The organism is Kineosphaera limosa NBRC 100340 (assembly GCF_000298215.1).
GTDB classification, from domain to species: domain Bacteria; phylum Actinomycetota; class Actinomycetes; order Actinomycetales; family Dermatophilaceae; genus Kineosphaera; species Kineosphaera limosa.
In genome coordinates this window covers 1-14,251 of record NZ_BAHD01000025.1, presented here as the reverse complement: position 1 = coordinate 14,251, position 14,251 = coordinate 1, and the positions used below count along the sequence as shown (strand labels likewise).

Annotated in this window: 11 protein-coding genes and 1 pseudogene; 6 read left to right on the top strand and 6 right to left on the bottom strand. The window is 71.7% G+C overall.

The features are described 5' to 3' along the window. The first annotated feature begins 114 nt into the window (after window positions 1–114). Window positions 115–2,349 (top strand): hypothetical protein, encoded by a 2,235-nt coding sequence (locus KILIM_RS08290; protein ID WP_157551595.1) that lies wholly within the window; start codon window positions 115–117, stop codon window positions 2,347–2,349. A gap of 24 nt (window positions 2,350–2,373) precedes the next feature. Here the strand turns inward: KILIM_RS08290 and KILIM_RS08285 are convergent, their stop codons facing one another. Further along, complete coding sequence (locus KILIM_RS08285; RefSeq protein WP_006592207.1) at window positions 2,374–4,155, bottom strand: 3-hydroxyacyl-CoA dehydrogenase family protein; 1,782 nt, start codon at window positions 4,153–4,155, stop codon at window positions 2,374–2,376. An 86-nt stretch (window positions 4,156–4,241) separates the two neighbouring features. Between KILIM_RS08285 and nucS the strand changes: the two genes are divergently transcribed. Together nucS and KILIM_RS08275 are read left to right on the top strand one after the other, a co-directional pair. Continuing rightward, entirely contained in the window at window positions 4,242–4,973 is a 732-nt protein-coding gene (gene nucS, locus KILIM_RS08280) for an endonuclease NucS (RefSeq protein WP_006592206.1), read from the top strand. Window positions 4,974–5,079: 106 nt separating this feature from the next. Continuing rightward, window positions 5,080–6,624: a gamma-glutamyltransferase gene (locus tag KILIM_RS08275; protein WP_006592205.1), complete on the top strand. Its 1,545-nt coding sequence runs from the start codon at window positions 5,080–5,082 to the stop codon at window positions 6,622–6,624. A 50-nt stretch (window positions 6,625–6,674) separates the two neighbouring features. On the opposite strand, the gene KILIM_RS08270 is transcribed toward KILIM_RS08275, so the two are convergent. Both KILIM_RS08270 and KILIM_RS08265 read right to left on the bottom strand, forming a co-directional pair. Continuing rightward, complete coding sequence (locus KILIM_RS08270) at window positions 6,675–7,022, bottom strand: hypothetical protein (RefSeq protein WP_006592204.1); 348 nt, start codon at window positions 7,020–7,022, stop codon at window positions 6,675–6,677. A gap of 11 nt (window positions 7,023–7,033) precedes the next feature. After that, a complete protein-coding gene (locus KILIM_RS08265; protein WP_006592203.1) occupies window positions 7,034–9,097 on the bottom strand; it encodes an ethylmalonyl-CoA mutase in 2,064 nt (687 codons plus the stop codon). 100 nt (window positions 9,098–9,197) lie between these two features. Here KILIM_RS08265 and KILIM_RS08260 point away from each other — a divergent pair, with 100 nt between their 5' ends. Then, window positions 9,198–9,869 (top strand): cob(I)yrinic acid a,c-diamide adenosyltransferase, encoded by a 672-nt coding sequence (locus KILIM_RS08260; RefSeq protein WP_006592202.1) that lies wholly within the window; start codon window positions 9,198–9,200, stop codon window positions 9,867–9,869. 41 nt (window positions 9,870–9,910) lie between these two features. On the opposite strand, the gene KILIM_RS08255 is transcribed toward KILIM_RS08260, so the two are convergent. Continuing rightward, window positions 9,911–10,366, bottom strand: coding sequence for a DUF2550 family protein (locus KILIM_RS08255; RefSeq protein ID WP_006592201.1), 456 nt, complete (start codon window positions 10,364–10,366; stop codon window positions 9,911–9,913). Between the two features lie 16 nt (window positions 10,367–10,382). Continuing rightward, complete coding sequence (locus KILIM_RS08250; RefSeq protein ID WP_006592200.1) at window positions 10,383–10,646, bottom strand: F0F1 ATP synthase subunit epsilon; 264 nt, start codon at window positions 10,644–10,646, stop codon at window positions 10,383–10,385. Between the two features lie 185 nt (window positions 10,647–10,831). Between KILIM_RS08250 and KILIM_RS08245 the strand changes: the two genes are divergently transcribed. Then, entirely contained in the window at window positions 10,832–11,746 is a 915-nt protein-coding gene (locus tag KILIM_RS08245; RefSeq protein WP_006592199.1) for a glycosyltransferase family 2 protein, read from the top strand. A gap of 15 nt (window positions 11,747–11,761) precedes the next feature. Here the strand turns inward: KILIM_RS08245 and KILIM_RS08240 are convergent, their stop codons facing one another. Continuing rightward, window positions 11,762–13,306, bottom strand: a complete 1,545-nt coding sequence (locus KILIM_RS08240; RefSeq protein ID WP_006592198.1) for a lipopolysaccharide biosynthesis protein — start codon at window positions 13,304–13,306, stop codon at window positions 11,762–11,764. Between the two features lie 252 nt (window positions 13,307–13,558). Here KILIM_RS08240 and KILIM_RS08235 point away from each other — a divergent pair. Continuing rightward, window positions 13,559–14,251: pseudogene (locus KILIM_RS08235) on the top strand (beta-1,6-N-acetylglucosaminyltransferase); the annotation flags it as partial.

Here is a 14,251-nt window from a genome sequence, read left to right as displayed (position 1 = left end):
GGTCGCCACAGGCGGCACCCCTTGCGCGCCGGCGCCTCCGTCCGAGAACCCGACCGCCCAGACCCCCGCGTGCCGCTGCCCGCCGCACGCCCGGCCCCACAGCAGGAGACGCACGTGAGCATCCCGCCTCCCCCGATGAGCAGGCGGCGATTCCTTCATGGCTCCGCTCTCGTCGCGGGCTCCCTGGGGTCGGCCGCGGCCCTGGCCGCCTGCTCCGACCAGCCCGAGCCGCAGAGCCCCGCGACGCAGTTCCCGACGATGCCGGTCAGTCCGACACCGACCGCCATCGGCGACTCCTGGGCGCCGGCGCCGGCGCAGCACGACGGGCTGGCCTGCGTCGCGGGCCAGGTCAACAACCGCCTCGTGCTGCACACCGTCGGGGGCGACGTGACGTTCTGGGCGGGCGTCACCCTCTCCCCCACGACGCCGGGCCACGTGACCGGCACTCGCTCCGCGACCCGCGCCGACTATCGGCGCTGGCTGGTCCAGATGGCCGAGCTGGGGGTGCGCGTCGTGCGCCTGAGCGGGCTGCACGGCTCGGTGTTCTACGAGGAGCTGCTGCGCTACAACGAGGCGAACGCCGCGGCCCCGATCTACCTCATCCAGGGCGTGGAGGTGCTGGCGGCCGACGCGCTGACCGGCTCGGGCCTGTACGACTCAGCGCTGACGCAGCGGGCCCGCGCCGAGGTGCTCGGCGCCAGCGCCGCGGTGCACGGTGACCTGAGCCGACGCTCCGGCAGCGCCCCGGTCACCGGCACGTGGACTGCGGACGTCTCACCGTGGACCATCGCCTTCGTGCTGGGCACGAGCTGGCAACCAGCGCTGCTCCAGCGCACCGACGAGGCCAACCCCGACGCCCCCGGCGTGCGCGGCCGCTTCTTCACCAGCTCCGCCGCGGCCACCCCCACCGAGCGCTGGTGCGCCGCGCGGCTCGAAGAATTGGCCGCCGACCTGGCCCAGCGGGGCGTCAGCGTGCCGCTGGCCATCTCGGCCTCCCCGGAGATCGACCCGCTGAAGCATCCGCAGGAGCCGGACCCCCAGGCCGACTTGGTCTCCCTCGACGCGCGCGCCGTGACGCCGACGGCGGCCTGGCCCGGCGGGCATTTCGCCGCCTACGTCGCCTTGCCGTATCGGCCGCTCTTTCTCTTCCACGAGCCCGACCTGCAGGGCGACGACGCCTACCGGGCATACCTGCAGGCGCTGCAGGAGGCGTTCGAAGGCATCCCGCTGTTCGTCACGTCGTTCTCCGTCGGCAGCGGGCTAGGGTCGGCGGGCAACGGCGTCAACGGGCGCGACCAGGGGCATCACAGCGAGCCGCAGATGATGCAGCTCAACGCCGAGATGCTCTCGATGTTCGCCTCGATCGGTCTGACCGGGGCGACGATCCCCTGGCAGGACGATTGGTCCGCCTCGACGTGGAACACCGCCGAGCGGTACACGCAGGTGCCGGCGGCCCAGCGCGCGCTCTTCCACGACCCGCTCTCCGGCGAGCAATGGCGCGGTCTCATCACACAGGATTCTGTGCGCTCACGCGAGCGGGTGGTGCACGAGGCATCCACCGACTACATGCAGCGGGTGACCTTCGAGCACGACGCCTCCTGGATCTACCTGACGCTGTACTTCGCCGGGCGCGTCACCTCGCCGGTGGAGATCGGCTTCGACATGCTGGCGGGCGCGGGCCTGCGCTTTCCCGGCGGCAGCGGGACACCGATCTTCGACGTCGCCATCCGCATGGTGCCGACGATGAGCACGACGGTCGTCTTCATCCGCTCGGGCCTGGACCCCATCCGCCTCGACGGACTGCCGCGCGGCTGGTGGCCCTCGACCTCGACCGGCGGCTGGAACACCGAGCAACTGGTGCTCAACCGGGGCTACCTCGTGCCCGGCAGCACCGCGCCGGTGGCCCCGCAGTTCCTCGACATCGGCACCCTGCTGCTCGGCTCGTGGTGGGACGAGAACGCCGACGACTACAACTCGCTGGCGACCTGGCACATGGCCCGCGCCTCGGCGCAGGACCCGGCCATCCTGCGGTTCCGGCTGCCCTGGTCGATGCTCGCCATGGCCGATCCGGCCGGCCGCCAGATCCTGGTGCCGACGACGGTGCGGCCGACGCTGGCGGTGGCCCGCGCCATCAACGTGACGATCGAGTCGAGCACCCCGGGCAGTCCCATCACGTTCCCGCTGGGCATGCCGACCTGGAGCACCGCGGCCTACACCGAACGCATCAAGACCGGCGCGCAGACCGTCTCCACGGCCCTGGGCGACGTCACCCGGCAGCAGCCGCCGAGCGCCACGTCGCCCTCCCCGGGGACTCCCGGCACGCCCGGGGCCCCGGCGACGACGACGTAGCTGCCGCGCTGCTCGCGCGGACGACTAGACGTAGGTGCGAAAGCCTCGACCGCTCTTACGGCCCAGGTAGCCGGCCTGCACGAGGTGCTCCAGCAACGGCGCCGGCGCCAGGCTGCGCTCGCGGAACTCCAGGTAGAGCTCGCGCTGAATCGAGAGGGCGACGTCCAGGCCGATGGCGTCGAGCACCTCGAAGGGGCCCATCGGCAGGCCGCAGCCGTCCTTCATCGCCGTGTCGATGTCGTCGGCGGAGGCGTAGTTGGTCTCCAGCATCTTGACGGCGTCGTTGAGGTAAGGGAACAGCAGCGCGTTGACGATGAAGCCCGACCGGTCGGCCGTCTGCACGGCCCGCTTGCCGATGCGCTCGCACAGGGCCGTGGCGGTGCCGACGGCCTGCGGGGAGGTCGAGACGGTCGAGACGACCTCGACGAGGTCGACATCCTGCGGTGGGGACAGGAAGTGCATGCCGAGCACATCGGCCGGCCGCTTCGTGGCGGCGGCGCACTGGACGACCGACAGCGCCGCCGTCGTCGTGGCCAACACCGTGCCGGGAGCACACACCTCGTCCAGGTTCTCGAACATGGCCTGCTTGGCCGGTAGGTCCTCGGCGATCGCCTCGATGACCACCTGGCAGTCGCGCAGACCGTCCAGGCCGGCGGTGGACTCGATGCGAGCGAGGGCGGCGCCCACCTCCGCCTCCTCGATGCGCCCGCGCTGCTCGGCCTTGTGCAGCGACTTGGAGAGCGCGTCGAGGGCCTCCGCGGCACGCTCCGAGGTGCGGGCGATGAGCCGCACCGGCAGCCCGTGCCGCGCGATCGTCTCCGCGATACCGATGGCCATGTCGCCGCTGCCGACGACCCCGACCCGCTCGATCGGCGCGGCCTCACCAGGGGCCACCGGCTCGGCGGTCAGGGCGCTCATGGCGTCGGGCACGAGCCGTCCGGAGCCGGGCTTCTCGTAGGTGTAGAAACCGTGCCCGGCCTTGCGCCCGAGCAGCCCCGCGGTGATCAGCTGCTTGAGGATCGGCGTGGGGGCGTGCAGCCGGTCGCGGCCCTGCTTGTACATCGTGTCGAGCACGGCGTAGGAGGTGTCCAGGCCGATGAGGTCGAGCAGCGCGAGCGGGCCCATGGGGTAGCCGCAGCCCAGCGTCATCGCGGCATCGATGTCCTCACGAGCGGCATAGCGATTCTCGTACATCGTCGCGGCGTGGTTGAGGTAGCCCAGCAGCAGGGCGTTGGCGATGAAGCCGGCCCGGTCGCCGACGACGACGGGTCGCTTGCCGAGGCGCTTGGACAGCTCGACGACGGCCTCGACGATCTCGTCGGAGGTGATGACCGTGCGGATCACCTCGACGAGCCGCAGGACCGTCGCGGGGTTGAAGAAGTGCATGCCCACGACCCGCTTGGGCTCCTTGGTGGAGGTCGCGATGTCGGTGACGGACAGGCTGGAGGTGTTGGTGCACAAGATCGCGTCGGGGCGGGCGTGCTCGTCGAGCTGGGCGAAGATCGCGCGCTTGAGCTCGATGCGCTCGGGCACCGCCTCGACCACGAGATCGACGTGCGCCAGGGCCGCCATGTCCGCGCTGAACGTGACCCGGGAGAGCACCTCCTCGCGGGCCGCCGCGTCGAGCTTGCCGCGGTCGACGCCGCGCTGCGTCGAGGACTCCAGGAAGCCCCGGCCGCGGGCCACGGCCTCCTCGTTGGCGTCGATGCCGACGACCTCGATGCCGTTGCGGGCGAACACCTCGACGATGCCCGCACCCATAGTTCCCAGGCCGATGACGGCCACCGTCTTGATCTCGCGTGCCATGGTGTCGGAGTCTGCCAGGTCCGCGCGATGTCATGCGCGTTCTGCTCGCTGATGCCTCCTCCCACCCCATCACCTAGGGTGGCGGGGTGCGTCTCGTGATCGCCACCTGCAGCGTCGACTATCTGGGCCGACTGACGGCCCACCTCCCCTTGGCGACCCGTCTGTTGCTCGTCAAGGCCGACGGGTCGGTGCTCGTGCACAGCGACGGTGGCTCGTACAAGCCGCTGAACTGGATGTCACCGCCGTGCCGCTTGTCAGTGGCCGAGCCCAGCGAGGTCGAGGCGGCCGAGGGCACGACGGCCGTGTGGGTCGTGCTCGCCGGCACGGGCCGCGGCCCGAAGGCGGCCGCCGCGACGCCCGACCAGCTGCGCATCCGCATCCACGAGGTGCTGCACGATTCCAGTCACGACCTCGGCGTCGACCCCGGACTCGTCAAGGACGGCGTCGAGGCGCACCTGCAGGCGCTGCTGGCCGAGCACATCACGACGATCGGCCCCGGCTATCGACTCGTGCGCCGCGAGTACATGACGGCGATCGGCCCGGTCGACATCCTGTGCCGCGACGCCGACGGCGGGCACGTGGCGGTGGAGATCAAGCGTCGCGGGGAGATCGACGGCGTCGAACAGCTCACCCGCTACCTCGAGCTGCTCAACCGCGACCCGCACCTGACGACCGGCGGCCCCGTGCGCGGCGTCTTTGCCGCTCAAGAGATCAAGCCTCAGGCGCGCACCCTGGCCACCGACCGCGGCATCACCTGCCTGACGTTGGACTACGACGCCCTGCGCGGCGCCGACGACCCGCTGCAGCGCCTGTTCTGATCCCAGCCCAGGGCCAGGCGGCCATCCACCGTGCGGCTCTGCCAGACTCAGGGCACGTCCGCCCCGGTGTGATGTCGAGACCACCGTCTGCCACAAGGAGTCCGCAGTGCCCAGCCCTCGCGTCGCCATCGCAGCCCCGGGGCGTGAGCCGGTGCAAGCCGCGATCGAGGTCGTCGCGGACGGTGGCAATGCGGTCGATGCGGCGGTCACGGCGATCCTCGTGGCAACCGTGACCGAACCTGGCATCGTGAGCCCGATGAGCGGGGCGTTCGTCAATATCTGGGCGCCGGGCGGGGAGCCGCTCGTCATCGACGGCAACGTCGAGATGCCCGGCCGAGGACGGCCCGACGAGCGGTTCAGGCGCGGCATCCGCGAGATCTTCATCGACTTCTACGGCGGCATCACGCTGTTCGCCGGGCACGGCTCGGTCGCCACCCCGGGCATGTTCGCGGCCGTCTCGGAGGCGAACGCGCGCTTCGGTAGCGCGCCGTGGGCTCGGCTCGTCGAGCCGGCCGCCCACTACGCCCGCTCGGGCTACTCGCTGGGGCAGTCCGCCGCCTCGTACCTGCGTGACGCCTTCCCGCTCTTCGATCACCACGACGCGACTCGCGCGTTCGTCCTCCAAGGCGGCGGGCCGGCGGTGACTGGGCAGATCATGCGCTCGCCCGACCTGGCGAACACGATGGAGGTCATCGCCCGCGACGGCGTGGCCACGCTGTACGGCGGCGAGCTGGGCGAGGTCGTCGGCGCCGACATGGATGCCAACGAGGGCCTGCTGAGCCGCGAGGATCTCGCGGCCTATCGCACGGTCACCCGCCCGGCGCTGCGCTCGCGGCTCGGCGACTGGGACATCGGGGTCAACCCCGCCCCCTCGATCGGCGGGCCGGTGCTCACCGCGATGCTGCGGATGCTCGGGCAGCGTCGACTGGAGGCCGGGGTCAGCCACGCGGGCGACGTCATCGACATTCAGCGACGGGTGTTGGAGTATCGCCGGCGCAGCATCGACCAGGCACACGACCTGGGCGAGGCGGGCCGCGAACTCATCGACACCCTCGAGCGGCTCGGCCCTGCGGGCCTCGATGCGGTGTCGACCTCGAGCGAGACGATCCACGTCTCCGCCGTCGACGCCGACGGGCTGGCCTGTTCCATCACCAGCTCGTCGGGGTACGGCTCGGGCATCACGGCACCGGGCACCGGGCTCATCCTCAACAACGCGCTCGGCGAGCCGGAGCTGAACCGACGCGGCCTGCACGCCCTGCCCGTCGGCACCCGCCTGGCGTCGAACATGGCGCCCTCGACCGCCCGCCACGGGGGTGGGGCGGTGCTCGCGGTGGGTAGCCCCGGGGCGGATCGCATCACGACAGCCCTGTTCCAGGTGTTGGGGGGCGTCTGCCTCGACGGGCACCCGCTGCAGCAGGCGATCGACGCCCCGCGCGTGCACGTCGCCATCGAGGACGACGGCTCCCCGCGGCTGCACTATGAAGCCTCGCAGGTGCTCGCGGAGGCGGTCGCGGCGACGGGACTGCCGTCCGTGGAGCACCCGCCGCTGGCCATGTTCTTCGGCGGCGTCGGCGTGGCAGCCCGGCACGACGACGGCCGACTCGATGCCGCCGGCGACCCCCGCCGCGAGGCCGCGACCGCCGTCGGCTGATCGTCGACATATCGTCCCTCTGGCGTCGCCCGTCAGCCCTGCTGGCCGGGCTACCCCTCAACGACCGTCACGGCCGTGCCGTCGGCGTCGATGCGCACGCGCAGCCACGCGCCGGCGGGGTGTCCAGGGTAGGCGCCCGCGGGCAGTGCCACGACGCTCTCGCCCCGGTGCAGGTCCGAGAGTGCCTCGAGTGCGGCGACGACGTCTCCGGCCAGATCCTCGTCTTCGCGGGCGTCGCAACCCAATTCGGCGGCAAGCCGGCGCGCGAGGCCCAGGCGCGATGGCGCCGACCACACGAGCACGATCCGCTCGTCGTCGCTCCCGACGGGCAGTGGCACCTGCTCCTCAGGAGCCGGAGCGCGCACGTAGAAGGTCGCCGGACACTGCAGGTCGCTCACGACCCTGATGATCAGGCGGATTCGAGCACGCGGTCAACACTGAGGCCGTTGGCGGCGCGGATGGCGTCGACGATGCGACCCATGCACGCGGTGAGGTCGTGGTCCTTGGGGGTGAAGACGGCGGCGACCCCCAACTGCAGCAGTCGGGCCTCGTCGGCGGCGGGGATGATGCCCCCGACGACGACCGGCACGTCACCGGCTCCGGCATCGCGCAGGCCGTCGAGAATCTCGGGCACCAACTCGTTGTGCGAGCCCGAGAGCACCGAGATGCCGACGCAGTGCACGTCCTCGGCGACGGCGGCGGCGACGATCTCGCTGGGGCGCAACCGGATGCCCTGGTAGACGACCTCGAAGCCGACGTCGCGGGCGCGCACTGCGACCTGCTCGGCGCCATTGCTGTGGCCGTCGAGGCCGGGCTTGCCGACGAGCAGCCGCAGCGGACCGCCGAGGGCCTCACCCGTCTCCCGAACCGCCTGCTGCACCGCGCGGGTCCGCTGCGCGGAGGCCGAGTCTTCGGCCCCGTCGGCGCTGCTCACCGCGCCGCTGACGCCGGTCGGCGCGCGGAACTCACCGAAGACCTCGCGCAGCGCCTGGGCCCACTCCCCCGTCGTCACGCCGGCGCGCGCGCAGCGCACGGTGGCGGGCATGAGGTTGACGCTCGCGTCGGCGGCGTCGCGGCTCAACTGCGTGAGCGCCTCCGCGGCCTCCTGCGCCCGGGCCGGGTCGGCGTCACGCTCGGTGCGCCAGGCCGCCACCGCCTCGCGAGCGGCGGCCTCGACGCCGGGGTCGACGCGGTGGATGGCCGTGTCGAGGTTCTCCGTCAGCGGGCTGGGTTCGGTGGTGGTGAACGCGTTGACGCCGACGACGATCTCGTCGCCGCCCTCGATGCGGCGGCGGCGCCGGGCGTGGCTGGCGACCAATTCGCCCTTGAGGAAGCCGGACTCGACCGCGGCCACGGCCCCACCCATCTCCTCGATGCGGGCCATGAGCTTCTTGGCCTCGGTGACGATCTGCTCGACCTTGGCCTCGACGACGACGGACCCGGTGAACAGGTCGTCGTACTCCAGCAGGTCGGACTCGTAGGCCAGCACTTGCTGCATGCGCAGCGACCATTGTTGGTCCCATGGGCGCGGCAGGCCGAGGGCCTCGTTCCACGCGGGCAGCTGCACGGCGCGAGCACGGGCGTCCTTGCTGAGGGTGACGCCGAGCATCTCCAGCACGATGCGCTGAATGTTGTTCTCCGGCTGCGCCTCGGTCAAGCCGAGGGAGTTGACCTGCACGCCGTAGCGGAAGCGGCGGTGCTTGGGGTCGGTGACGCCGTAGCGCTCGCGGGTCAGCTCGTCCCAGAGCTGAACGAACGCGCGCATCTTGCACATCTCCTCGACGAAGCGCACGCCGGCGTTGACGAAGAAGCTGATGCGGGCCACGACCTCGCCGAAGCGCTCCGGCGGCACGAGCCCGCGCGCCTGCACCTGGTCGAGAATCTCGGTGGCGGTGGCCATCGCGAAGGCGACCTCCTGGACCGGCGTGGCCCCCGCCTCCTGCAGGTGGTAGCTGCAGATATTGACCGGATTCCACTTGGGCATGTTGACCAGCGTGTACGCGATCGTGTCGCCGGTCAGGCGCAGGCTCGGCCCGGGCGGAAAGACGTGCGTGCCGCGGGAGAGGTACTCCTTGATGATGTCGTTCTGCGTCGTGCCGCCGAGGCCGCGCACGACATCGTCGGCGTCCGCCCCGGCCTCGTCGGCCTGCTCGCGGGCGACGGCTTCGTAGAGCGCGAGCAGCCACATGGCGGGCGCGTTGATCGTCATCGAGGTGTTCATCTGCGCGAGCGGGATGCCGGCGAAGAGGGCCCGCATGTCGCCGATGTGGCTGACCGGGACACCGACCTTGCCGACCTCGCCGCGGGCGAGCTCGTCGTCGGGGTCGTAGCCGGTCTGGGTCGGCAGATCGAACGCCACCGACAAGCCGGTCTGGCCCTTGGCCAGGTTTCGGCGATAGAGCTCGTTGGAGGCCGCCGCGCTGGAATGCCCGGCGTACGTCCGCATGACCCACGGCTTTGTGCGCTCACCCATAGGTGCACGGTATCCCGCGCACCGCGCACCCGACCCGCCATCCACCGAAACCGTTGGCCGGGCCGGGCGGTTGGGGGGCGGGAGTGGGAGGATGACGCTCATGGTCAACCTCACCCGGATCTACACGCGCACCGGCGACGAGGGGCTCACGCACCTCGGCGATTTCACCCGCACACGCAAGACGGACCCGCGGTTGGCGGCCTACGCCGACGCCAACGAGGCGAACGCGGCGTTGGGGATCGCGATCGCAGCCGGCGGACTCGAGCCGGAGGTCGTGGCGACGCTGACGCGGGTGCAGAACGACCTCTTCGACGTGGGTGCCGACCTGTGCAATCCGCTCGCTCCGAGCTACGATTTTCCGCCGCTGCGGGTGCAGCAGGAGTGGATCGACGAGCTGGAGACGGACTGCGACACCTACAACGAGCGGTTGGAGAAGCTGCGCTCGTTCATCTTGCCCGGCGGCACCGCGGGCTCGGCCTACCTGCACCTGGCCTGCACGATCACGCGGCGGGCCGAGCGCTCGACGTGGGCCGCGATCGAGGCCTACGGCATGGAGCCTGCGGAGAAGGGGTCGGACCCGCCCGGGGGCGTCAACCCGCTGACGGCCAAGTACCTCAACCGCCTCTCCGACCTGCTGTTCATTCTCGCGCGGGTAGCGAATCTGGGGCACGGCGGCGACGTGCTCTGGCAGCCGGGTGGCGGTCGGGAGCCGCAGGGCGGGAAGCAGAAGAAGCGCACCGGAGACGGTGCTGCGGCCGCAGCAAGCGACTGAGCTCGCACGGACGGGGTCTCAGGCGCCGGTAGCGGCCGGCCTCAGACCTCGAACCGGCGGTCGGGCGGGGATGCGGCCTCGAGCCAGGCGCGCAGCGCGGTGTAGGCGGCGGCCGAGAGCGTGAGGTCGAAGACGCCGGGCCCGCGGCCGGAGTCAGCCTGAAAGCTGACGCGCAGGGGCTGCATGATGCCGATGAGGGCGCTGCGGCGCTCGGCGCCGTCGGGCGGGCCGATCTCACCGGGCTCCAGCCCGTAGCGCCGCCAGACGTACCGGGGCCGCCAGGTCAGGCCGAAGAGCGGGTACCACTCAAGGTTCTCGTGGGTCAGCTTGAGCAGTCCGCTGCGCCACCGGCCCTGCACGAGCCGCAACGCGCACTGAACGGGGACGGTGCCGCCGGCGATGAAGCGGCGACGGACGAGCGTGAGCAGCAGGAACACCAGGATGCCGACGATCAGCACGCCGCCGATGATCTCGGTGGTCAGCAGTAGCCCGTCCATGGCGCTCGCGGTGCGGTCAGGCCTGAACCTGAGCGGAGTCGGTGACGATCGTCACGCGGTCATGGTCGACGGAGAGAAAGCCCCCCTCGACCCGCACTCGCTTGCCGCCGCTCTCGCCACCCTGGATGTGCACTTCGCCCTCGCCCAGCGCGGTGAGCATCGGCACGTGGCCGGGCAGCACGCCGAGGCTGCCTTCGCTGCCGGGGGCGCTGACCTGGTGGGCCGTGCCCTCCCAGAGCTTGCCGTGGGCGGCGACCAGTTCGACATGCAGTTCAGCCACGAAAATCCTCCTGGTGGGGCGGTGGAACGAGTCGAGTCTAGCCAAGGCGGCAGACGGTCGGGCCAGCCGTCCCACGACCGCGCGGCGGGTGGGGCCGGTCGGCACGGGAACGTAGGATGGGAGGCATTGCTGGGGGGTCTTGCTCACGGATGCCGTGCCTGGGGTGCGGCGAGGAGGTCCGCATCGTGTCCCAGCCCCTTGTCTCGGTCATCGTCCCCTCGTACAAGCGGGCCGACACGATCGAGAGCGCCGTCCGCAGCGCGTTGGCGCAGACCTATCCGCATCTCGAGGTCGTCGTCGTCGACGATCACTCGCAGGACGGCACGCAGGCCGTGGTCCGCGGCCTCGGCGACGACCGGGTGCGCTACCTGCGGCATGAGACGAACCGGGGCGGCAACGCGGCCCGGCGCACCGCGGTCGAGGCCTCCCGCGGCGAGTACCTGGCGTTTCTCGACGCAGACGACCTGTGGTTTCCCGAGAAGATCGCCGCCCAGGTCGAGCGGTTGGGGCAGGTCGGGCCCGACTACGGGCTGGTTTACACGTGGTACGAGACCCTGCTGCCGGACGGCACCGTGCTGCCCCCGCGGCAGCCGCGCGAGGAGGGCGTCGCGACGCCGGCGCTGCTGCGCGGCAACTACGTCGGCACGTTCTCCACCGTGCTGGTGACCCGCCGAGCCTACGAGGAGGTCGGCGGCCCGGACCCGACGCTGCCGGCCTGCCAGGACTGGGAGTTCTACCTGCGGCTCAATCGGCGGCACGGGATCGCCTGCGTGCCCAGGACGTTGGCGCGCTACTGGCGCGGCGACGCCGACCCGGACCGGATCTCGGCGAGCCGGGAGAGAGTGGCGGCCGGCCACGCACAGGTGTATCGCAGGATCGTGGGGCGGCTGAGCGAGGTGCCGACGGCCGACGCCGTGGCGGCCCGGCGCAATCTGCTGGAGATCGTCGCGAACCAAGCCGACACCGCGCAGGTACTGGCGATGGCCGCGGGCATCCCTCGGCAGCAGTGGAGCCCCGGTGCCGCGCGGTTCGTCGCGCACATGCTGGCGCGCAGCGTGCGCAAGGGCGGCCTGGCGACGCTGGCTCCGCGCCGCGACTGACGCCCTGATCGGCCCTCACCTGCGCCGCACGAAGCGCCACACGGCCCGCCACTCGGCGGGGCGTAGCGCGCAGGCGCCGTAGGCGAGCAGCGGCACGATACCGACGAGGCCGGCGCTGACCAGGCCGAGCGCCCCACTGGGGTAGTACGGCGCGGCGGCCCACTGGGCGGCGACGCAGCCGACGAAGCCGACGACGGCGCCGACCACGGGGATATCGCGCGCGAACCAGCGGATCTGGGTGGGCAGCACGCGCCGGGCGTCCCAGGAGACCCAGCAGGTCTGCAGCACGCGCGCCAGGGCGGTCGCCGCGACGATCCCCAAGATGCCGAAGAGCGCCCCGAGCAGCACCGACAACGCGATATTGCAGGCCAGCGACACCATGTTCGAGCGCATCTCGAGCCCGGACTTGCCCAGAGTCAGCCCCCACAGCAGCAGCACCTGTGAGGCGAGCCAGAACACGTTGCCGAGGATGAGGATCGCGGCGACGGTCCCGGCGATGGCGTAGGAGTCGGGCAGCCAGGCGCGGACCCCGAAGTACGCCGCCGGGGCCCCGACGACACACCATCCGGTGACGCCTTTGACCCACGCCCGCTGGATCGCCTCGACGGTGCCGACCGCCGCCTGCGCGCCCGCGGCGCCGACCTTCTGGCCGATCATGGCCTGGATCGGTCCCACCGCGTTGCGCGGCAGCCAGGAGATCTGCGTGGCGAAGCTCGTGCCCTGCCCGTATGGCCCGGAGAGCTGCGCCGAGAGCAGGCGCCCGGCGACGAGTTGGTCCTTCTGCCCGCCGATGAACAACATGATGCCGCTGACCTGCACGCGCCAGGCGTAGCCGAAGAACTCGGCGAATTCGGCGCGACTCATGAGGCGGGCCCCCGCGCGATCCAGGTAGCGCACGGCCGTCGGCACCGAGACGCAGCCGAGCACGACGCCCTGGGCCACGAGCGCCCCGGCGATGCCGTACAGCCCCCAGCCTTGCGTGACCGTGAGCACCACCCCGACGACATAGGCGCCGTAGGCGGCCAGGATCGCGATCGACATGATGCCGAAGCGCTGCCGCGCGTAGACGACCGAACTGAACACGTTGCGCAGCAGCAGCAATCCGGTGACCGGGACCAGGACGAACAGCAGCACGGTCGTCTCGGGCAGCAGCGCGGCATCCAGCGCGAAGAACTCGAAGATGCGCCCGGAGAGGGTGAGCACGACGACGCTGACGAGGCCCGCTCCCCCGACGACGAGGGCCGAGACGCTGACGAGGAGGCGAGTGGTCGCGATCCGGTCGTCGCGGCCGGCGTAGATCGTGAAGAAGCGCAGCACGGACTGACCGATGCCGCCGTCGAGGGCGCCCAGCATCGCCACGATCGAGGAGACGAGCAGGAAGACGCTGTACCGCGCCGGCCCGAGGCCGTGGATGACCCAGGGGGTCATGGCCAGGTTGATGACGAGCGGGACGACCTGCGCCAGCGTCGACCAGCTTGCGCCCTTGAGCAGGATCTTGGCGTTGCGGCCGCGGCCGGAGTGCGAGCCGCCGTCGCCGGGCGGCGTCTCCGGTCGTGTCATGCGCGCTCCTCCTGCTCGGGTGCATACCCCCGGGTTAGGCTCTCGGCATGGCCAGGCCGACATTCTGCTATGTCATTCTGGCGCATCGGTTTTCGGGGATCGTGCAGCTCGTTCGGCGGGTCCGCGAGCTGAGCCCCGGCGCTCGGGTCATGGTGCGCTTCGAGGACCCGGTCGAGTTCGACGCGGCAGCCCTGCGGGCGGCCGGCGCGACGCCGTTGTGCAGCACGATCCGCGCGCGCTGGGGGGGCGTGGAGCCTGACCGAGGCGATGTTGGAGGCCCTGGCCAATGCACGCGCGGTGACCGGCGCCGACTACCTGGTGCTGATCTCCGGGCAGGACTACCCCGTGCGCGATCTGGCCCGCTGGGAGCAGCAGGTGGTCGACAGCGGCGCCGACGCCCTTCTCGACCCGTTGGGCGACCTGGCTGCGGACTGGCGCTTCCGCTGGTACATGGTGCCGGTCCCCCGACCGCGCCATGCGGGTGGCTATCGGGCCGTGCGTCACCTGGCCTGGCGACTGGGCCGGCGCACCGGGCGGGTGCTGCAGGTCCTGCCGCGCTTCGTCGAGGGCGACCGGCGGTGGCTCGTCGGGGTGCCCCGGCTGCGCCCCCGACCGCCGGCAGGCCTGCGGGTCACCAAGTGCAGCCAGTGGATGACGTTGTCGGCCAGGGCCGTCGACGTCGCGTTGGCGCGCGATGCGCGCGAGCCGGCGCTGCGGGCGTTCTTCGCGACGGTGCGAATCAGCGACGAGTCCTACCTCCAATCGCTGCTGCACGACGACGCGAGCCTGGCCGTGCGCTACTCGGCGACGACCGGCCGCATCATCGACCCCGGTTCGGCCAGCCCGCACCTGCTCGACGCGGCCGCCGTACGGGCCGTGGCGCTCGCCTCCGACGCGCCGTTCGTCCGCAAGCTCGCCCGCGACGACGACGCGGCCCGCGCCGCC

Bases quoted from the DNA above. Each gene is read 5' to 3' on its own strand.
- KILIM_RS08260 (WP_006592202.1), top strand. From the start codon at position 9,198: ATGGTCAACCTCACCCGGATCTACACGCGCACCGGCGACGAGGGGCTC.
- KILIM_RS08265 (WP_006592203.1), bottom strand. From the start codon at position 9,097: ATGGGTGAGCGCACAAAGCCGTGGGTCATGCGGACGTACGCCGGGCAT.
- KILIM_RS08285 (WP_006592207.1), bottom strand. From the start codon at position 4,155: ATGGCACGCGAGATCAAGACGGTGGCCGTCATCGGCCTGGGAACTATG.
- KILIM_RS08240 (WP_006592198.1), bottom strand. From the start codon at position 13,306: ATGACACGACCGGAGACGCCGCCCGGCGACGGCGGCTCGCACTCCGGC.
- KILIM_RS08255 (WP_006592201.1), bottom strand. From the start codon at position 10,366: ATGGACGGGCTACTGCTGACCACCGAGATCATCGGCGGCGTGCTGATC.